The organism is Pontibacter toksunensis (genome assembly GCF_042686245.1).
Taxonomy (GTDB): Bacteria; Bacteroidota; Bacteroidia; order Cytophagales; family Hymenobacteraceae; genus Pontibacter; species Pontibacter toksunensis.
The window spans coordinates 1-21,036 of sequence record NZ_JBHUOX010000038.1 but is presented as its reverse complement, the minus strand read 5'-3'; the positions used below and the strand labels follow the sequence as shown (position 1 = coordinate 21,036).

Here is a 21,036-nt window from a genome sequence, read left to right as displayed (position 1 = left end):
CTGTAAAATATCTGCGGAGAAGGTTCGATGACTCGGTTTGAAAAGGTTTGCCTACTGAAATGTAGGCAGGCTACTGTTTTAATGGGTGCCTGTACAAAAAACAGGATGAGCACATCTCTTTTAGGTGAAAGAGGGCTCAATGCGTTTGCTCCGGTTAATTGTGTGCTTTTAGCCTCTCAGAACTTGTAAATAATAGCGCTGTATGCAAGTATAAGTATCTTCCCAAACCGCCCTCTGCCGTCAAGCCTTAAATCATGGGGAACGTCTCCCAGAATACATATACTAAATCTCGTAGTGTGGCAAAACGCATGGTCAACATGAAGGATCCTTTAGAGCATCAGCTAGGTACTAGTGAGGTAGATTTAGTAGAGCTTAACTTCAAACCAGTAGATAAGGGTGCAGCAGATTATTTGCAAGTCTGTCGGGCTACTGAGTGGCCAGTCTAGACATTGGTGCGCAACACGCCTGAAACCGGAAACAACTCTATTGGAATCTCTGAAGGGATACCACATTATACTGACGGAAACCGCTATATGAAAGGCTCCAGGGCGAGCACACCCAGCAAGCCTGCTACCGATACAAGCGTTTCCATGATAGACCAGGTAGCCAGTGTTTGTGGAATCGTCAGGTTGAAATACTCTTTGAACATCCAAAACCCGGGGTCATTCACGTGCGAGAACATGAGGCTGCCCGCCCCGATGGACAGGACCATCAGTTCGGGGCTAACACCGGCGCTGCCTACCAGCGGCAGCACAATGCCAGCGCCCGTTATAGCCGCTACAGTAGCTGAACCGAGGCAGACACGCAGGAGCGCTGTAATGAGCCAGGCCAGGAATAACGGCGAATAATCTGTGCCGCTGAGCAGGGCCGTCACCTCATTCCCCACGCCGCTGTCCACCAGCACCTGCTTTAAGGCACCGCCGCCGCCTATAATCAGCAGAATCATGGCAATACTGGCGATGGAGTCCGTACACACCTTCATCACCTCAGGCATTGTTTTCCCCCTGTTCAGGCCCAGCGTGACGATAGCCACCAGCACGGAGATCAACAGCGCCATCACCGGGTCACCGATAAACTCAAACAGCTGCCTTACAGGCGAGGCGGCAGGCAGCACAATGGAAAGCACCGCCGAGGTAGCCATCAACCCTATCGGCACAAGCGCCGTCAACACGCTGATACCGTAGCCGGGCATATCTGCTTCTGCCAACGGCTTGAGGATAAAGAGATTCTGAGGCGGCTCTGTTTTTACTTTTTTCAGGAAGCGAGTGAAAATTGGTCCGGCTATGATGATCGTAGGCACCGCCAGCACCAAACCGTAGAGGAGGGTGAGGGCTATATCTGCCCCGAAAATAACCGCGATGGCTGTGGGGCCGGGGTGCGGCGGCAGGAAACCATGCGTAACGGAAAGTGCCGCCGCCGCCGGAATGCCAACATACAGCAGCGGTAGTTCCGCAGACACGGCCACGGCAAACACCAACGGAATAATCACCACAAAGCCAGCGTTGTAGAACATCGGCAAACCCACAATAAAGCCCGTCAGCACCATTGCCCACTGTATGTTGCGCTTCCCAAAGCGCTTTATCAGGCCGTAGGTGATGCGCTGCGCCGCGCCGCTCTCCGACAGCAGGTTGCCCAGCATAGCACCGAATCCCAGAATCAGCACCAGAGAGCCAAGTGTGTCACCTATCCCTTTCTGCAGCGAAGTCAGGGTATCTCTCACGGCCATGCCCTCGGCCAACCCCACGCCCAGTGCCACCAGCACCAGTGCGATGAAGGCATTCAGACGGAAAGCGAGGGTAAGAATAAGCAGGGCAATAACGCCCAAAAAGACGATGAGGAGCGACATGGTTTAAAGGTTAGGTAGAAGCAATTGAGGACATGAGGTTGCAGGATATGCGCTGTAACCTCCTAATATATAAATTTTTTATATTATTATGTTCTTCCCTGTCCGCCTCTCTGGCACTGCGGATGAACCCTCTGCGATGCCTATGGCCTCCACCGTGTCTCATTTTCTGGCCGGAAGCCTGGTATTTCCCACTTCCTTCTCCTCCATGTTTCGGTTCTGCTGCCGTTAGTAAGTCAAATAGGATTGATTGCAGTAGAAGGACTACGGTTTGGTTCCGGGAAACTAAGGATGGCTCTCACGGAAACTGGAATGGCCATCTACAGGAAAGCGGTCTTGTGCGTCGGGGTGCGGGGCAAGGTGTGAGATTCAGCTTCGTCCTACAAAAAGGGAAGAAAGGTAAAGTGGGCAGGGTGCCTGCCAAACAGGAGAGACAGGGCCTGAAGCAACCGGGGAAACAACATGGTGAGGAGAGGCAGTTGCCTGCTTATTGACTTGTCCCAAATGAACATCTACCAGATTTATAAAAGTAGTGGAAGGGGCGGCTGATGATGGCAACCATCGACTCTCCCGTGCTGCTGCCCGTAAGCGCAGGTATGTCCGGTTGCTAACTCTCTTTTCCAACCTAATGACTCAGATCAGGCGTCAGTTGACTTTATTCGTTTCAGAGGAAAACGAAATCCTCGAAAGCATAAGGGCTGCGTTTAATCCCGCACAACACCAGCTGATTTCAGCCCACGTCACATTGTGCCGCGAAGACGAAATAGAACCCATAGAGAAAGTGCTGGCGAACATCCAATCGTTAAGCTTGGCATCACCCGTTCGTATCACATTCGGTGGCATCCAAAGGACCCCAGATGGAAAAGGTGTATTCCTGCCGTCCAAAGGGGAAAACCGAGGATTTCACCAGTTAAGGAGGGCTGTTTTAAGAGGAGTTTGCCAACTGCCTAGTTACCATGAACCGCATATTACCCTGATGCACCCACGTAACTCTACCTGCACAGATGAGCGCTTCAGGCGATTGACCCAGTATGAGCTGCCAGCAGTACTGCATTTCAATAAAATCTGTTTGATAGAACAGGTAGCCGGTGTTAAATGGAACACTATAGGGGAATACCCCATCGCAGATAAGAAAACTACTGCTTGACACAAAACATGCATGCACCTGTAGCCAGGCACCAGCCGTTTACAAAGCCGTTCCTGCTGAACATCCAAGTGTTTTTGCTTTAGTGAAGTCTTCCCCTCAGCAAACTTAAACAGCGTATCGTAGTGCGGGAGGTGCCCCAATCAAGGCGGATGGTGCTATGCTTCTCAAACAAAAACAACTGCCCCCTTACCTGCTCACCTCCCTATAATAGCGCTCCCTTTCGTGTAGGCGAATGTTCAGTAATTAAAACCTCCTTCAACAGGATGCTTTCTTCGAAAAACCAGCGCAGGTACATCAACAAAAATATATAGTAATGCATTAATGTTTATATTTACAAGACTATAACTCCGATCAGACAGCCTATGAAATCAACTTTACTTTTGCTGTTACTTCTCTTCATTGCACTCCACGCTGCCTGTCCCCAGACGCCGGATTTCCAGAAAACGGAGACCATAATCGGTACGCCTGTCCTATATCAAAATGATGTGGCAGTGGATACTGACGGTAACCTGTACATACTGGAACAAGAGGGAATAACAAAGGTGAACGCAGCCGGGGAGTATTTGGGGGAGATAAGTATCTACGGCTACAAAAATTCTATTGAGGTAGACACAGCCAAAAACCTGTATGTGGCTCTGGACAATTGCTCTTGCATTGTAAAATATGATGTTCACGGAAACCGGTTATTGACCTTTGGTTCCAGTGGCTCTGGTGCCGGGCAGGTTAAAGCTTATGGTCGCACGGCATTAGATGCGGCGGGCAACCTCTATGTTACTGATTACACCCAAAAGCGCGTTAATATGTTCAATGCACAGGGGGAGTATGTGCGGCAGTTTGGAGGGACTGGTACGCCCGCAGGGCCCTTTCCTTATATTCGGGATGTAGGGGTAGATGCCCAGGGGAATGTATATGTGTTAGACGCTAGTAGCGGGTACGAGACAAACACCAAAACATATAAGTTTTCACCTTCCGGAGAACTGCTTAAAACAATGAGCACTCACCAGCAGGGCCCTGGCTATAATCCTAACGATGTGTCATCTTTTGTGGTGAGGCCTGATGGAGGGTTCTATATAGTACATGACTTTTATAGAAGAATTTTAGAGTATGACCCGGAAGGGAACCTGATCTTTGCGTTTGCAGGACATGGTGGATCTGCAGTAGATGATACAGGTCTGGTGGGTGACCTGATAAACCTTAAGCTGGATGTAAAAGGGAACATATATGCTTCTGACCGCCACTCCGGCTCTGGAAGCATCAAAAAATTCTCCCCTAAAGGGATTCTCCTAAAAAAGTATGGCCGGGATAAAGCCTTTAGTTTACCTGTATACGACCGTTGGGATAACCTTTTTGTATTTGACAGTAATCAGAAAGCCATATATAAACATGACGCAAGCGGAACGCTGATCGCTGTGTTCAAACCAGCTCAGGATACTGATAACTTCCGGTTAGACGCAAAATACTTAGCCACAGACCTGAAAGGCAATGTGTACCTGCTCGACTATGGCGTGAATGGGAAACAAAGAATCCAGAAGTTTGACAACAACGGAAAGGCCCTGCAGGTATTTTACACGGAGCTTCCTAAAGTTGCTTCGGGCTACAGCAGTATGGTTACGAATTTTGCAATAGACGATTCAGGCACCATGTATATAATGGATAAGACCAACAGCGTCATCCATAAAATAAGCCATATCGGCAATTACATTGGGGTGTTTGGCAAATATGGCAATGGCAAAGGCGAAATATCAGGAGCGCAGTCTGTGGGTGTGGATGCTTCCGGATTTGTTTATGTATTGGATCTGGTGGGCCACCGTATCCAGAAATATACTCCGTCCGGCCAGTTCATACAGGCTTACGGCGATTCATCCTTATATGCTGACAGAAACTGGGGCAACCTATCAGTTGATGACAATGGGAATGCTTTTGTGAGCTACCACGGAAACTATGGAAGTGATTTAAAAATTTATAACAATAAGGGCGAACTCATAAAAAAGCTTTCTTTGTCTAACTCCGGCATCGGTGTTAACAAAAGAGGCAATTTATTGGCTGCCGGGAGTTTCATCGGGATTATTAGAATACACGCTTCCGATCACTTACCAGGCAGGAGGTATATAACCGGAACCGTCTTTCACGACAGAAATGCAGATTGTACACAGGATAAAACAGAAGCCCCGCTTTCTAACATACTGGTAGCTGCGCAGCCCGGCCCCTTTTATGGCCTCTCTGACGAGGATGGCATTTATCGCATTGCCGTGGATCCAGGCACGTACACTATACACCAGGTGCTACAGGAGGAATCAGGTCGACTTATTTCAGAGCTTTGCACTTCTGATAATACAGGTGTGAACATCATGTCTGGGACCACTGCACGAGGACCTGACTTCGCCAATCAGGTAGTTCTCTCCCCCCACCTCTCCGTTAGTGTCTCCTCTACGCGCCGACGTCGCTGCTTCGAGAGCACCACAACCGTTCGCTATATCAACTCCGGTTTTGCAACCGCAACTGGTGCCAAAGTGTATGTGCAGCTCCCGGGGGAGGTGGAGTTACGCTCTGCAGATAAAACTTATAGTCGCACGCCAGACGGCACTTATGAATTCACGGTGGGCGACCTGGCGGCCGGGCAGCAAGGCACTATCACCATCGAAGACATGGTGACCTGCGGAGATGAGAGCGTGCGCGGCCGCACTGTCTGCACCAAAGCCTGGATTACGCCGGACAACAAAAGTCCCACCGCACCCCCCACGGCCGTCAGCGCTGTCACAGGCAAATGCGACGCCAACACAGGCTATGTGCTGTTCGTGGTCAGGAACAACGGCCTGGCAGGTATGGAGACGGGTGAACAATTCCGGATTTACCAGGACGGTAAACTGGCTACTATAGAGAATTACAAGCTCGCCGCCGGCGACAGCATGGTGTTCCGGATTCCGGCTATGGGCAGGACCATCCGGCTGGAGGCGGACCAGCCGAATGGCAACGGCGACAACACCCTGGCCAGTGCCACGGTGGAAGGCTGCGGGGCGGGAGGCTCGCCTGCTGTTATCAGCACCGGCTTTGTGAACGCTCTACCGGCAGACGACGAGGAGGCCGGGGTGGCCGAAGATTGCCTGCCCATCATCGACTCCTATGACCCTAACGATAAGCTAGTAACACCAGCGGGCCTGACAGAGGAGAACTTTACACCCACTGGAATAGCACTTAAGTATAAAATACGCTTCCAGAACACGGGGACTGATGTGGCCTACCGCGTGGTGGTGGTCGACACGCTTTCCGAACACCTCGACCTGGGCACGCTGCAGTTAGGCACCGCCTCCCACCACTACACCTATGAGGTGAGCGGCAAGGGGCGCCCTGTCCTCACCTGGACGTTCCACAGCATCATGCTGCCTGACAGCACCTCCGACGAGCCGGGGAGTCACGGCTATGTCCAGTTCAGCATCAAGCCCAAGGCAGACTTGGCCGAGAAAACGGCCGTGGAGAACTTCGCTGATATTTTCTTCGACTACAACTCCCCCGTCCGCACCAACGTGACAGTGAACCGTATCTACGACATGCCACTGGAAATACAGGAGGAAAACCGAATCGTGGCTGACGAGGTGGTCATGACGCCAACTATCTCGACCTTCTCCCCTGCCTCAGGGAAGCACGGCACTGAGGTGGTCCTGACGGGGCTGAAGTTTTCCAGTGAACCCCAGGTGAACAAGGTATATGTTAACGGCGTTCGGGCAGAGGTGCTGGAGGGAAACGCTACGACCTTGAAGGTGAGGGTGCCGGTGGGCGCCAGCACTGGAGCATTAAGCGTTGTGACAGAACACGCAGGCACCAGCAGCACCGCTCTTTTTACAGTTTACCAGCCACCGGTTATCGCTGGCTTCAGCCCGGCAGAGGGTGTGGTGGGTGCCGAAGTCACGCTGCAGGGTAACCACCTTGCTTCAGAATTGATCGAACGTGTGCAACTTGGTTCCATGGATTGTGAAGTACTGAGCACAGCTCAAAATACCATTAGGGTAAGGGTTCCTGCCGACGCGGCAACCGGCGCATTCACCGTCCACACCAAAGGCGGTACGGTGCAGAGCGGGGCTGCTTATCGGGTATGGTATGCCCCCTCCCTCACAGGGTTTGACAAAGCCATGGAGCGGGTAGGTGGCGGGCTCCTGCTGCAAGGGGAGAACTTTGCCCCGGAGCCAACCCGCAATACCGTTTTGTTTGGCAATGTCCAGGCAGAGGTCCTGCAGGCCAACGCACAGAAGTTGGAGGTAAGGGTTCCTGCGGGTGCTGCGTCAGGCACCGTTAGCGTCACCACCCCTGGCGGCACCGCCTCAAGGGCCTTTGAAGTCATCCCGGCGCCTGTGATAACAGCGGTATACCCGGACAAGGGCAGCGTGGGAACAGTAGTGGAGCTTCAGGGGAAGGATTTTTTAACGTTCGGTGTAATGGACACGGTTTTATTCAGCAGTGTGGAGGCAGTAGTCTTAAGCTCGTCCAGCACGTCATTCAGAGTTCGGGTCCCTCGTGGCGCGGTCACGGGTAAAGTAAGTGTCGCGGGTGTAGGCGGCCGAGATGAAGCAGACTTCGAGGTAGAGCAACTTACGCCCACCCAGGCCATTGCGGTTTTCCCGAATCCAAGTACAGGCAAATTCATTGTTGACTTTACCAAAGCGGATTTCAGTGTGGAGGCTGTGGAGGTATACGACCTTACAGGCAAGCTACTATATACAAAGAAGCTGGATACAGGGCAGTCTCAGCAAGCGGAGATAGAACTGTCAGGTGAAAAAGCAGGTATTTTCCTGGTGATGCTCCAAACCGGGCGCGGTAAGGTCGTAAAGAAATTGACACTGCTGTAGCCAGTGAGTCACTACTGCCATCCTTTTCAACTTGAGTTATAGACTCACGTTCTCAGCGTGCATCAGAACGCAGTTGGTCGGCGATTTACTGGAATTTGTCTTTTCCCAAGCTAACTTAAACCCGGAGCCACCCCTGACGTGAGGATCAGCCACCAAAAGCAGAATGACTTATGGCAGGCCAGGGATAAGGTGGACTTATCGTCCATTAAGCAGCTCCCTGGCCGGCGGCTTAGCCCCTGAAAAAAGCACCGTAACCTAACAAACAAAGTAAGTGTTAATAGCCATAGCCAGGAGGCTAAAAGAGCCGCTATTACTTCTAGATTTTTAGATTCAAGGGGTAAATTAGGTTACGGTTTCCCCAGTTTGAAGACAATAAAGGCAGCTGGAATCAAAGAGAAAATGAACAAAAGGGAAAAGAGCACATGTTTTTTTTATTCCCGCTCCTGCTACCGGAACTGAGCAAAGCAACCTCCTCCTGTTTTAGCTAATGCGCACCAGTTTGGATAAAATTCCTTTATAAACCCCGGTTCATCTTATTTCATTGAAAGCAAAGTTATACGGTCACTGGTTTGACCACGTAGTAGTACAGCCAACCCATACGTCCGGGTGACAGGTCAAGCGTCCAAATAACTGCAATACTGTTAAAAGATGACGCGGCATAAATGAACAATGAACACATAATCGAATTCTGTATGACGACTAAAATGTTACTCTCTGCTTTCCTGTCCTTGTCATTGTTAAGTCTTTTTAATCCTGGCTATGCGCAGCGGCCATCCACCTCCGCTCAAACTCCGTCCAGAGTGGTGGAAGACGGCGGTACCGGTCCATTCGATGCTATTATGCTTACCGAAACTACATTACCCACGCATACCGTCTTCCGCCCGAAGGACCTGAGCGCTTTTGGTAAAAAAAATAAACTGCCCATCATTGCCTGGGGTAACGGAGCTTGTGCCAATTCTCCCTGGGAACATGTAAACTTTTTGTCTGAAATTTCTTCTTATGGTTTTTTAGTGGTCGCTATTGGCCCTATGCCACAGGAAGGGGAAAAAGGGACCGGGAAATCAACATCTTCCCAGCTTCTTGATGCCATTGACTGGGCAGTTACTCAGAACAAAGACAAAAAAAGCCCCTATTACAATAAAATTGATATAACCAAAGTAGCCGTGAGCGGCATGTCCTGCGGTGGTTTACAAACACTTGAAGTGGCCTCCGACCCACGTGTCAGCACCGTGGTGGTTTATAACAGTGGTATTTTCAGTACCCCCGGAAACGGCAGGAGTGGCATGCCGAATTTAACGAAAGAAAACCTCAGGAAAATTCATTCGCCAACCCTGTATATGCTTGGAGGCGAAAAGGACATCGCCTATGCCAATGGCTTGGACGATTACGAACGAATCAATCATGTACCGGTTTTCATGGCCAATATGGATGTGGGGCATGCCGGAACTTACAGCCAGCCGCATGGTGGTGAATTTGCTAAGGTTGCCACCGCATGGTACCAATGGCAGCTGAAGGGAGACAGAACGGCAAGCAGGTTATTTACAGGTGAACCTGCAGGTCTTTCAAAAAACCCAAATTGGAGAGTTGAGAAAAAGAACATGCCTTAAAGGAAAAAATGGCTCCCTGAAACCCGGAGTAGTAGGCTGCAGTGCTCGATGAGCTATCTGTCCGAGATGATGTTCTCCAGGTAACCCACCAGGCAGAGCTTGAAGAACACCACCTGATTGATGCTTTGCTGACCACACTTACCGTAGTAGCCCCGCGTCATTTCATAGAGAAACGAGAGGTCCAGCTGCTACTTAAGCCGACGGTAAAAGTAGTGCTCCGGCACGTGTGCCGAAAGTGAGAAGAGCAGCTCTGGAGTTGCTACATTTGACTGGAGACTTTTAGATAGGCAGATTTAAGCAAATTGTTAAATTAGACTGTTATGGATAAAAGTGTATTTGACGCCTCCTTCAAGCGGATGGCCATTGACCTCTCCTATGCCAGAGTTTCGGTAAAAGAGGTAGCTGATGAGCTTGGCATTGATCCGGGCCGGCTGAGTAAGTGGAGGCAAAAAGGAAGCTCCCCTGTCCGCACAATCCAGGCTGGAGAACTTACAGCTGAACAAAGAGAGATTCGTAGGCTGCAGAAAGAGCTGAAGGAGGCGCAGCTGGAGCGTGATATTCTAAAAAAGGCCATCAGCATCTTCTCCAGGGGAGACGGGAGGTATACAGGTTCATAAAGAAGCACCGAGACCAATTTCCCGTCGAGAAGATGTGCAGAGTACTCCTGGTAAGAGCCAGTGGCTATTACTCTTGGCTCAAGCATCCGGTTGGGGTAAGAGAGCGCAAGGAGCAGGAACTAGTGGAGCAGATTAGACAGGTTTATGAGCAAAGCAAACGCCGCTATGGCTCCCCCAGAATTACTGTTGAGCTCAAAGAGAAGGGAGTTCACGTGTCGCGCCCCCGCGTGGACAGATTGATGCAGAAGCACCGGATACAAAGCATCGTCCGGAAGAAGTACCGGGTGCAGACCACCGATTCCAGCCATGTATATACAGTGGCTGAGAACTACCTTACGAGAGACTTCAGTGCGGCAATGCCGGCAGAGAAATGGGTATTCGACTTAACCTACATCAGGACCGGGGAGGGCAGGCTCTTTCTCACCGCCATCCTGGACCAGGCCGACAGGAAAGTGGTGGGAGGGGCGCTGAGTGAGAACATGGAGGCGGAAGCGACCACCGTGGCGGCCTGGCAGATGGCGGTGGGAAACAGGCCCCTGTTCCACTCCCTTTTGTTCCACTCTGACCGGGGCGTGCAGTACGCCTGCAGCGCTTTCAGAGAGCAGCTGGAAGGAATACCGGTGGTGCAGAGTATGAGTCGCAAGGGTAACTGCTGGGACAATGCGGTAGCTGAGAGTTTCTTCAAGACGATGAAGACTGAAATGGTCTACCACCACAAGTTTGCCACCAGGTAGGAGGCCCGGCTGGCCGTATTCGAGTATATCTAAGGATGGTATAACAGGAAAAGGAAACATTCGGCACTAGGTTATCTGACGCCATGCCAATGTGAAAGCTTGCTGTGCAACCAGACTGTGGCTGCCTGAAAAAGTCTCCAATAAAACATTGCAATTCCACAGGTTCACTGATCCCCTCTTCGGCTAGCCCATAACCCCAACTATGTTTAATAAGAGTCTGTATGTATAGTAAGCTCTTCGGCTTCAGAAACATAAGGCAGCTTGATGGTAAACTCCGCCCACTCTCCCTGCTTGGAGGCTACAGACAGCTCCCCACCATGCCCCTTGGTGATGATGTCGTAACCGAGCGAAAGCCCTAAGCCTGTTCCCTGGCCAGTGGGTTTGGTGGTGAAGAAGGGTTGGAAGATTTTGCTTTTCACATGCTCCGGAATACCTATACCATTGTCGCGTATTCTAATTTCTATTCTTCCATCGAAGCGAAGGGTGGTTACTTTCACCTCCGGCTGATACTGCCCATTTAGCTGGCTTCTCTTTTGCTGGGTAGCGTAAAAGGCATTGTTATAGAGATTCAGCAGCACCCGCCCCAAATCCTGTGGCACTACATCTACTTTTCCGATACTGCTGTCGAATTCCGTAATCAGATTCGCATTGAAACCCTTGTCCTTGGCTCTTAAACCATAATAAGCGAGGTGCAGGTATTCATCTGCTAAGGCATTGATATCGATGTGTTCTTTCTGCCCGGTGTTGGCACGGGAGTGCAGCATCATGTTTTTTACAATTGCATCGGCCCGCTGGCCGTGATGTTGGATTTTAGACAGGTTTTGGTCCAGGTCTTCCAGAATATCACCGGCTTCTTCTCTCTCTCTCTTGGGCAGTCTCAGGAAAGGCCCAACCCGCAGCTCCTCCACCAGCTCTGAGCTTACCTCCGAGAAGTTGTTGACAAAGTTGAGCGGGTTCTGAATTTCGTGGGCGATGCCTGCGGTGAGCTCACCCAGGGAGGCCATTTTCTCCCGTTGGATTAATTGTTCTTGCGTGGATTTCAATTCATCAAGCGACAGCTTGAGTTCTGCTGTACGCTCAATTACCTGTTGCTCCAAAGTTTCGTTTTGGCTGGCCAATATTTGCTGTTTTTCCCGTTCCTGAGCAAGGTTTTTTTCGGAGAGGTTCTTTACTTCTTTAAGTTTTTGCTGTAAGGACTCATTTACAAAAGCAAATTCAAGACCCAAATAAATTGAAGCTGCCATTGGAATGCTTAACTGGGTCATATTAAAAAGAACGGTGCGTAAAGTCGTTATAGTCAGAAAAAAGTCGACGTTAACAAGTTTACCCTGTGCTATAAAGATCAAAAAGCTAATACAATAAAGGATAGCGCCTGCAACAATAATCAAAGTCCCTCTTTTCTTTCTTCGCCAAGCCAGAAGAGAGATGCGAAGTATATTAAAATGTATCAGGTTCTGCGCCAGAACGCCGCCAGCCAGCCAGCCCCACCGATAGGGCCCCGCGTTTAAAAAAAAGCTGATGATTACATAGAAAATCAGGCCCCAATAGAATATATCCTTTTTTTGTTCAAGCAGGTAATGAACAGCGGTGAGCAAAAACAGGTTACCGACCATGAAAAAGGCAAATGAAGCATTAGCCAAGATAAATTTATATTCTACCTCGTGTACCTCTAAATATAATATATGTTGTAAAACGATTGCCGTAAGGTAAAAGAGAGCAAAAACAGCAAAGTAGAAGTTGGCTTTTTGGGAAGGAAAGAAGAGGTAAAAGCCAAAGTGGAGCACGCAAAACAAAAAACAAACACCGACTATAGCAACATGAAACCACTTGAAAAGTGAAGCTTGCTGATGATAAAAACTGACCGCCGATTCCACGTCTTTAATTTGAATCCATAACGCGTGGTTATTGGTTTCAAACATAGTAGTATACTGGATAGTGGATTGGGTAGCGAACCGAACTGCTAAAACCTGTATGGTATCTTTTTTTATAGGGAATGACACGGGTTTCCACAATGGATCATAGGCTTTCACATTTGCCGGATTTGAACTTACAACCCCAAAGCGATGGATCAATTGCCCATCTAAATAAATCTCTGAGGCACCGGATTGCTGAATTACTAGCGCCAACTGCCTGTCCAGTGAAGTATCTGTTGAAAGGCGCAAACGAAACCATACAATTCCAGGTTTAGAAATCTGTGGGAGGTCATTTATATCTAACGTGGGATTGATGGTTTTCCAGGCTCGGTCATCATACCCTGGATTTGCATAGGCGGGGTTATCACCAGAAAGATATTTCCAGCCTTTGTCCAGCACAACACCATCAGCAGGCAGGGTATGAAGGTGCACGACGGAGTCAGCCATGCGCTGCGCCTGTACCTGCACAAAGGCAAAGAAGAGAGAACAGAGAAGCAAAAGGCTTGGCCTCATGACACAGCGATGATACTACTATAGGGGGACGGGCTGTAGGAGGAAGGTTGTAGGTGAAAATTCTACGGTTCACAACTATTCACCTGCGGTTCTGCGGCATCACCCTTTGGGCAGTAATTGTCGCCAGCTGGGAGTCTAAATCTATTATAAAAGGTACTAAAAATATCTAATTTAGTTTATAGGTCGTCACTTAATTCCAATATTCCAGTCCGTCTTACCTGCACTATACCTAATCCTCTTTTTGATGCAGGTTCAATTCCAAGTGTATCATTTCAGAAACATCGCTTGCTGTCTGGAGTATAGCTAACGTCTGCCGCTTGCCGAAGTACGGGCATGAAGGCACCTCAGCCTGGCCTGTGTTCTGTTGCTAATTATAAAACCTGCTGCTTAAAATTGTTCATCAGCCTATATTCTGGCCTGCCGCCGTTACGGGACGTGCTGCTTATTTCCTTTTCGATTTTGTTTTATTCTCTACGGTTTTCAACTTCAAATCTTATGTACGAGTCAAAGAAGGGCAGCATGTCGTTCAATGCTCTCCCGTCCTCCGTCCAGAGCTTGTTGCCGTGTGTACCAATGTATTCTTCAGCATAATGGTTGATGCTCAGGCTCTCCAGTTTTTTACTGAACATCTTGCTGGTCACCGGAACGATTGCAAATTCTTCGTTTCTTCCCCAGTCGAGTTTCAGAGCTTTTAGTTTCCGGATGTTATGGGCACACTGGTCCACCATGTACAAAGGCGAATTACTGTTCCATACTTCCAACACTTCCTCGTTTACGATTACACTGTCTCCCTTGTAGGTAAAAGGGAATTCGCAATAGAATGGCGGTTTAGAGGCGTTGGGCGTAAAGGCCCGTCCCATTGCCACAACAATGTTGGCCAAGAACTCATTGTATCCTGTTATTAACTCTTCTTTGGACGTGATGCTTTGCGCCCGCCTGAAGGCCGTGCCCTTTGCTCCGAATTCTTCAAACAAAGCCAAGGTGCTAGGGTTCAATGCATAAACGCTTGCAAACACATCAGGAAAAAGCATTCCTAGTTTGATTGCACCATAACCACCCATAGAGTGACCTGTAATGCCTCGGCTCTCTTTATCAGGAATAGTTCGAAATCGCCCGTCTATGTAGTTAACCAATTCCTTAGCGGTAAAATCAGCCCAGTTTCCGGTTAAGGGGGAGTTGGTATAGAAACTCCCTCGGTAAAGGGTATACTAATCCGGCATCACGACAATCACTGGTCTTATTTTTCCATCCGTGATGGCCCTGTCTAACAATTGGTCGAAATGAGCTTCGGCAATTTGAAGACTATCGTTCCAGGTGAAGCCGTGCAAATAGTAAATGACAGGATACCGGTTGGTTGTTTGGTCGTAGTTGGGCGGCAGATAAACCGTTACCCTTCTTACCGGATTTTCGCCTCCGGTATTCTGCAAGGCAAGGGAGTTGATTCGCTCCACAATCACTTTTCCTTTGGATTCTTGTGCTTGCCCCTGGCAGATGCCTGAAATAAAGGCTAGTAGAAAGAAGAGCTTTTTCATTGACCATGTAGTTAAGGAGACAAAGAACTCAACCCTGGCATGTCGCGCATTCCCGCAAAATTAGTACATATAGCGGGCAAGGCGTAGCCGAAGCAAAGCAGCTATGCTTTGGTATTTGGAGTTACTCTTTCTGTGCGGCAACCGGGTCACCTGACCAGCCCTTGGCTCCCGCCAGACCCGTGCGGGGTCATTTCCCCGCGTCGGCCATTTTCCTGCCGATATGCTCCATCACCTCTCTGAACTCCCGCTCCGGGCTGAACTCCACCAGTTTCAAATCTTCTTCCACGACGGCGGTGTGCCCAGCGGGCCAGTAGAACAGATCCCCTTCGCGGGCGACCTCCTCTGATTTGTCGTCATAGAGGATGCGGATGGCCCCCTGCAGGATATAGCCCCAGTGCGGGCAGTGGCAGCTGTCGTTGCTGAGCCCCTGAAGCAAGGGCCTCAGGTCCGTTCCCTTGGGGGCTTGGTTGAAAGCAACGGCCATGCCCCCGAATCCGGCTGCGTTGCGCATCACGGTGCCGGGAGCCTCCATGGCGATGGGCAGGTCTTCTTTGTTGATTTTCATAGCTGTATCTTTTTGAAGGTGAATGGGTTAACCTACTGCTTGCCTCTACAGTGTATACGTCACACGCACCATTTCCGCTTGCCGAAAGGAGGCAAAGCTTCCATGCAGGAGCCTTCGGGCAAGCCTCCGATAAAGCGACAGCAAGCCACAGGCAATATGTGTTCATGCCCTGTTTGCTGAAGCAGGGATCCCATTATGGCTTTTAGGCTCTTTGCAGTTCACACAGTGAGTTCGTTTCTTTCCCCTTGCTGCCCCTGAAAAGGGGGATTTTGAGATGAAGGATAGCTTTGGAAGAGATCCTGCTGAAAACAGCTTACTGGCTACCCCATAACCCCCTTTCTTACGATAAGCTCTTTTTCATTCATGCACCGTTTCCTGGGACGCCAATTAATTCACCTTCGACCCCTTTTGATGGCTTTCAGTTAGCATCTATGGCAGAAAACCTCTCTCCTGCACATAAAGCTGCCCAATTGCGGAAGAGTCTCCACAGGCTAGAACAGTACCCGCTGTTTTGGTCCTTTCACAGGAGCGAAAAAACTATCGGCGGATTACCGTGACGGTGACATCAGTCCCGGGAACATACTGTTTCCTCTCCTTCAGTTCCTGCGAATGCAGCACGGCGGGCATTGTGTGGAACGCTAAGGTCAGGACCTGTGCAGCGCATCTGTAGCATACTCCCTGCCTGTCCTCCGGCTTCGATGGTGCCCGCAACTGCAAACTGAACAGCTTCGCCTGCCAGGTGCAGCCAATCTTGCCGCTCCATGGCGTCTATGCAAGAGCTTTGGATTATTTTGTTTATCTCCTTCAAAGCTGGCAAGAACTCTCCTGCCTTTCAGGCTTACTGCGCTTTGACGAGCTTGTACTGCCTGGCTTCTTTGCCTGTATGCATCATCAGGATGTATATCCCAGCGTTTAGCTCCCTGCCAATGGTTAGGGTATTGTCCGCCGGCACGTCCGCTGCCTGCCACACTTCCCTGCCGCTCACGTCGTAGAGCTTCATACTATACCTGTCCTCTTTACTGCCGAGCAACCGGAGCGTGATGTTCTCCGTGAAGGGGTTGGGGTAGTAGTCGAGCAGCGGGCCAGCGGCCTCTGAGCCACCTGCAGTTATTAGCTGCGCTGTGGCCTCTTGGGAAGGTATGTACGCAGAGAGCCTGTTGCCAGGAACCGGCCGCTCCAGCACCCCGTCCGGCAGCTGCCAGCCCACGGCCAGATTGTCATCGCCCCATGCCTCTTTGTGGAGCGCTTCGATGTAGTACTTCTGCCCGGCATGCAGCGTGATGGCCACGGACGCCTGTGAAGTGTACTTGCCCCACTGCCTGCTACCGGTGTAGCCAGTCACAGAGGCAATCTTCTGCTTGTTGGCAGGGTTCTCGTCCGTACTCAGCCACAGCTCGCTCTGATCGTCGCTGGCAATCCAGAAAATATAGTTACCTGTGGCAGGCGGGTGCACGTATGCCCTAACCCTGGCTCCGTAGTTATACCCTGCATTGGAAGGAGCTTCAAATAAAATAAGTTGCGAAGTGGAAGTCGGGGGCGTGTTGACAGGGATGGCTGTTACGCTCAGGCCCGACACGTTGGACCACACCTCCCGCACGATAGGCGAAGAAGAGGGAGCCGGATTAACCGTCACTGTCGCATCATCAGTGGCAGTGGCCCGGTCATCGTCTGTTACCGTCAAGCGGAAGACATAAGTACCCTGCAGCAGGTTACTCGCTGTTAAGGTTGCAGAGCTTGCTCCGCTTAAGGTGGCAGAAGGTCCGCTTACCTGGCTCCAGCTGTAGCTACTGACGGTGCCGTCGCTGTCGGAGCCCGAGCCTGCAAGACTCACGCTGTTGGTGGGGAGGGTAATGGTTCTGTCCGCTCCGGCGTCGGCTTTCGGTATCAGGTTAGGAGGCGGTGTGGTGCCATCGCTGTAAGGGGAGAGCCTGCTGCCGGGGATTGGCCGCTCCAGCGCCCCGTCCGGCAGCTGCCAGCCAACCGCAAGGTGGTCCTCTCCCCAGTTCTCCCGGTGCACGGCCTCTATGTAGTAGCGCTGCCCGGCCACCAGGTATACCTTCGCTGATGTCTGGGAAGCATACTTGTCGTACTGAGACGGGGATGAGTAGCTGTAAAGGGAAGCAATCAAGGACTTGTTTAATGGATTCTCGTCTGCGCTCAACCAGAGTTCTGCTTTGTCATCCCCTGCCAGATAAAAGATGTACTCCCCGCTAACTGGCGCTGTGACGTACCCTCTGGCACGAGAGGCATACAGGTTACCATGGGAGCGTGGCGTTGCAAAAGTGGTAAGGGTACGGGAGCCGTCGGGCGTCAGCCCTGCCAGGATGTCGCTTCCGCCTGAAGGCAGATCGGCAGTGGCAGGAGGATTCCAGAAGTACTCCCAATCAATACCTCCGGTGGCTACTGGTGCGCTTGTTGCCTCAAAGCTCTGCTCTACAGGCGTAGCCGCATTGTAATTCTCGTTTCCGCTCTGGGTGGCTTTCACTACTACTGTACCAGCACCTGTTAGCGTAACAGTAACTCCGGAGATAGTAGCCGGACCCGAAACAATAGAAAAATGAACAGGCAGACCAGAAGAAGCGGTAGCTGAAAGATTGAAGGGAGGGTCACCATAAGTTTTATTGGGGAGTTCCTGAAAATGTATGACCTGAGGGGCTTTTTCAACTATGAGGCTTTGTTCTACAGGCACAGCCGCCTCATAAAGATCGTTACCAGCCTGAGAGGCTCTTATGACTATTGTTCCGGCCCCTGTGATAGTAGCAGTGCTATCACTTAGGGTTGCAGGCCCGGAGACCACACTGAAGTTTACAGGCAAACCGGAAGAAGCAGTAGCTGAAAGGGTGAACGGTGCATCACCATAGGTTCTGCCGGGCAGCGGGTTAAACGTTATCGTTTGACTAAGTTTGGTGGAGGTAAAAGTGGCTATAGCGCTTTTATTCCTGTCCATCAACACATTCTGAGGATTGTTCCCCCCGAATACATCCCCACTCCAGCCACTAAATGTATAGCCAGCTGCAGGGGTTGCTTTTAGTGCTACAATCTCATCTTCTAAGAAGGTACCTTCGCTTGGCGACACAGAGCCGGAGCCAATAACAGACACCGTCAGGGTATAGGTATTAGCAGGGGGAGGCGGAGAACCTTCTTCGTAGGGGGTGAGCCTGTTACCGGGAATAGGTCGCTCCATCTTCCCATCCGGCAGCTGCCAGCCCACGGCCAGGTTGTCACCGCCCCATCCCTCTTTGTGGAGCGCTTCGATGTAGTAGCGCTGCCCAAGCTCCAGCCGTACTTTAACCGATTGTTGACTTGGATACTTGTCCCACTCCTGTAGTTTTGTCCAGCCCTCGACAAAGGCAAGCTTCACTTTAGAAGCAGGATCGGCAGAAGAGCTCAGCCAGAATTCACTGTGGTCGTCGGAGGCAATCCAAAAGGTATATTCTCCAGAAGCGGGCGCTGTAAGGTAGCCCCTGACGCGCTGTCCATAGTTTTCGGCTACATTGGAAGGGGCCTCAAAGCGGGTAAGTTCCGTTACGCTTGTTGGTGTAGTGGAGACAGGTATGCTTGAAACAGTGCTACCCTCTACTTTTGCCCAATACTCACGGGTTATCTTGCCTGTTATGACCTCTGCCACGTCTATGGAAACGAGGTGTGAGCCGTCTCTGGCACCGACAGTGTCTATGGCTTCTGCTGATAAAGTATAATGTCCTGTTAAGGTAGGTGTCCAGCTTAACTCATAAGGGCGGGTGGAATCCTCTCCTATTTTCCGACAGTCGACATAAAACTCAACCCGTGCTACACCCTCCTCCCGGTCCCATGCTTCTGCAGAGATGGTGACAGGCTGTCCTGGTTTATGCACCGTACCGTTATCCGGGGCAGTTATGCTTACTGCCGGAGCGGTAGTATAAGGTACTAAAATGCCTCTTAATGCATCATACCATTTTCGCATCATCCAGTATGCTCCTCTCCAGTTAGGATGTATGCCGTCGTAGGTGTAGCTATCTGGCGTTGGATCGAAACCAGTGTTCTGATCTACCAGTACGACCGGCGAGGTAGTGGAATTCAATTCCTGCGCCAGCACCGGAATATTGTTGTTCAGCAGGATAATGTTATTAGCTGCCGTAATTCCCACAGTAGGTGCATGGGCAGGAAAAAGCTTAGCCATCAGGATGATCACCTCCGGGTTGTCCTGGCGCAGAATCCTTACAATCTCCCGAAGCTCCTCAATGGTTTCGGTTACGGACTGGTTTTGAAGCATGTCATTGGTGCCAATGTGCATCAATACAACATCCGGAGTGTAAGCTTGCAGCCAATCAGCCAGTTTTCCTTCAGAGGCAGCATCTTGCTTTCCATTGATGATTTCATCTGCCCGCCAGCCCCTGTGTCCTTCATGGGCAAGAGGGGGAGCATAAGTGGGTCCTTCACTACAAATAAAGGGAGAGGAACCTCCAGGATCAAACCTATGGCGAAAAAAGGAGGTTTTGGTCCCCACATAACTGAAATCAATATACGCCTCCTCCAGCCTCTGATACAGATCATACCGGTAGCCTGGGTACATGTCTGTACCCTCCGTAATAGAGTTACCTAACGGCATGATCTTGTAAGACTGTGCCTGGAGGAGAAGAGGAAGGCCTTGAATGAGGAAGATTAGAAATAGGCAAAGAAGTGCGCCTCTGGAGATGGAAAGTTTTTCGTTCATTATATATGACTTTCTATAGCTATGTAAAATAGCCAAACGGTATATATAACTATATGTTTCTTTATTTTAACTAAAGATGGTTTCCGGATTTACTTGTGCAGATTTTCGCCACTGAAGACGCTGCTTTTCAGACATAAAAAACAGGCAGCAAAATTTCCTTTTTCCAAATATCACCAAGTGTATTTGCTTTAAGGTATTTTATCATTCCGCCTGCAGTTTCTTATATTTTTATACCTGAACTATTGCCTATAGACGTATTGGCATGAACTCTAAGACTAACCCCTGTCCACATGGCTGATGTTAGAACTACAGAAGGATTATCAGGTATCGGTCAGAAGAGCCTGTCAGGTGGTGCTGTTTCATCGCTTCGGCTGGTACTACCGCTCCAAGGCCAGGAACAGCTCGGTGATCAGGAAACTGATGCACGAGATCGCCCAAATGCAGGTCCGCTACGGCTGCTGGCGTATCTTTATTCCTGCTCAGGCGGAGGGTTAGCGGGACAACCACAAGCGCGTGTACCGCCTCTACAAGGGCGAGGGGCTGAATCTAAGGAGCATAAGGTACTTTTTTAAAATCAAGTAAGCATCAGGAAAATCTTCCGTATATTCTTTTGACGAAGGAGAGCTTCACTCGATAGATCGGACGGAAGCTCATCCAGTATAGGCAGGTCTGTGGATCTGCCTACTTTGTTTTCAAAGACTTCGTGTTTGTGACGAAGGAGAGGCTTTCCCTCCTGACCTCCGGAAGCTAGGTCTCTGTCCCCAAAGAGCATGTCGCTTTTCCACATCGAGTAGATGAGCAGCAGCAGTTTGCGCTGCAGGCTCACCACCCCCACCATCTTGCTCTCTTTCCCGGCGTTTATTCGCTGGTAAACAGCTCGCAGGGCAGCATTGTACCGGCTGGCCAACAGGGCCGGGAAGTAAAGGGCTGTCCTTATCCTGCCGTTGCCTTTCTTGGATATCCTGGTCTTGCCCCTGACGCTGGTGCCGGACTCTCTTTCCACCACATCGAAGCCAGCGTAGCTGGTGAGCTGC

At 50.3% G+C, this 21,036-nt stretch carries 12 protein-coding genes and 1 pseudogene; 6 read left to right on the top strand and 7 right to left on the bottom strand.

What is annotated here, in order from left to right:
* Positions 1 to 529: 529 nt before the first annotated feature.
* Positions 530 to 1,846, bottom strand: coding sequence for a gluconate:H+ symporter (locus tag ACFS7Z_RS25415; protein WP_377491611.1), 1,317 nt, complete (start codon positions 1,844 to 1,846; stop codon positions 530 to 532).
* 625 nt (positions 1,847 to 2,471) lie between these two features.
* On the opposite strand from ACFS7Z_RS25415, the gene ACFS7Z_RS25410 reads away from it, so the two are divergent.
* The 5 genes from ACFS7Z_RS25410 (at position 2,472) to ACFS7Z_RS25390 (ending at position 10,786) form a co-directional block, all read left to right on the top strand.
* Positions 2,472 to 2,990, top strand: a complete 519-nt coding sequence (locus ACFS7Z_RS25410) for a 2'-5' RNA ligase family protein (RefSeq protein ID WP_377491608.1) — start codon at positions 2,472 to 2,474, stop codon at positions 2,988 to 2,990.
* A 362-nt stretch (positions 2,991 to 3,352) separates the two neighbouring features.
* Entirely contained in the window at positions 3,353 to 7,828 is a 4,476-nt protein-coding gene (locus ACFS7Z_RS25405) for a DUF7619 domain-containing protein (protein WP_377491605.1), read from the top strand.
* A 692-nt stretch (positions 7,829 to 8,520) separates the two neighbouring features.
* Positions 8,521 to 9,435: a poly(ethylene terephthalate) hydrolase family protein gene (locus tag ACFS7Z_RS25400; RefSeq protein ID WP_377491602.1), complete on the top strand. Its 915-nt coding sequence runs from the start codon at positions 8,521 to 8,523 to the stop codon at positions 9,433 to 9,435.
* A gap of 320 nt (positions 9,436 to 9,755) precedes the next feature.
* Positions 9,756 to 10,052, top strand: a complete 297-nt coding sequence (locus ACFS7Z_RS25395) for a transposase (RefSeq protein ID WP_377491599.1) — start codon at positions 9,756 to 9,758, stop codon at positions 10,050 to 10,052.
* Positions 10,049 to 10,786, top strand: a complete 738-nt coding sequence (locus tag ACFS7Z_RS25390; RefSeq protein WP_377491637.1) for an IS3 family transposase — start codon at positions 10,049 to 10,051, stop codon at positions 10,784 to 10,786. The genes ACFS7Z_RS25395 and ACFS7Z_RS25390 overlap by 4 nt, the downstream gene beginning before the upstream one ends.
* Positions 10,787 to 10,992: 206 nt before the next feature.
* Here ACFS7Z_RS25390 and ACFS7Z_RS25385 read toward each other — a convergent pair whose 3' ends face one another.
* The 5 genes and pseudogenes from ACFS7Z_RS25385 to ACFS7Z_RS25365 form a co-directional block, all read right to left on the bottom strand.
* Positions 10,993 to 13,212 carry an ATP-binding protein gene (locus ACFS7Z_RS25385; RefSeq protein WP_377491596.1) on the bottom strand — a complete coding sequence of 740 codons (2,220 nt, stop codon included), beginning with the start codon at positions 13,210 to 13,212 and terminating at the stop codon, positions 10,993 to 10,995.
* Positions 13,213 to 13,676: 464 nt separating this feature from the next.
* A pseudogene (locus ACFS7Z_RS25380) lies at positions 13,677 to 14,744 on the bottom strand (alpha/beta hydrolase).
* A 187-nt stretch (positions 14,745 to 14,931) separates the two neighbouring features.
* Positions 14,932 to 15,309, bottom strand: a complete 378-nt coding sequence (locus ACFS7Z_RS25375) for a hypothetical protein (protein WP_377491593.1) — start codon at positions 15,307 to 15,309, stop codon at positions 14,932 to 14,934.
* Positions 15,310 to 15,874: 565 nt separating this feature from the next.
* Positions 15,875 to 16,072: a hypothetical protein gene (locus ACFS7Z_RS25370; RefSeq protein ID WP_377491590.1), complete on the bottom strand. Its 198-nt coding sequence runs from the start codon at positions 16,070 to 16,072 to the stop codon at positions 15,875 to 15,877.
* Positions 16,073 to 16,147: 75 nt separating this feature from the next.
* Positions 16,148 to 20,002 carry a PA14 domain-containing protein gene (locus tag ACFS7Z_RS25365; RefSeq protein WP_377491587.1) on the bottom strand — a complete coding sequence of 1,285 codons (3,855 nt, stop codon included), beginning with the start codon at positions 20,000 to 20,002 and terminating at the stop codon, positions 16,148 to 16,150.
* Between the two features lie 297 nt (positions 20,003 to 20,299).
* On the opposite strand from ACFS7Z_RS25365, the gene ACFS7Z_RS25360 reads away from it, so the two are divergent.
* Positions 20,300 to 20,497, top strand: coding sequence for a hypothetical protein (locus ACFS7Z_RS25360; protein WP_377491584.1), 198 nt, complete (start codon positions 20,300 to 20,302; stop codon positions 20,495 to 20,497).
* A 79-nt stretch (positions 20,498 to 20,576) separates the two neighbouring features.
* Here ACFS7Z_RS25360 and ACFS7Z_RS25355 read toward each other — a convergent pair.
* On the bottom strand, positions 20,577 to 21,036 hold a 460-nt coding region (locus ACFS7Z_RS25355), incomplete at its 5' end, for a transposase (protein ID WP_377491581.1).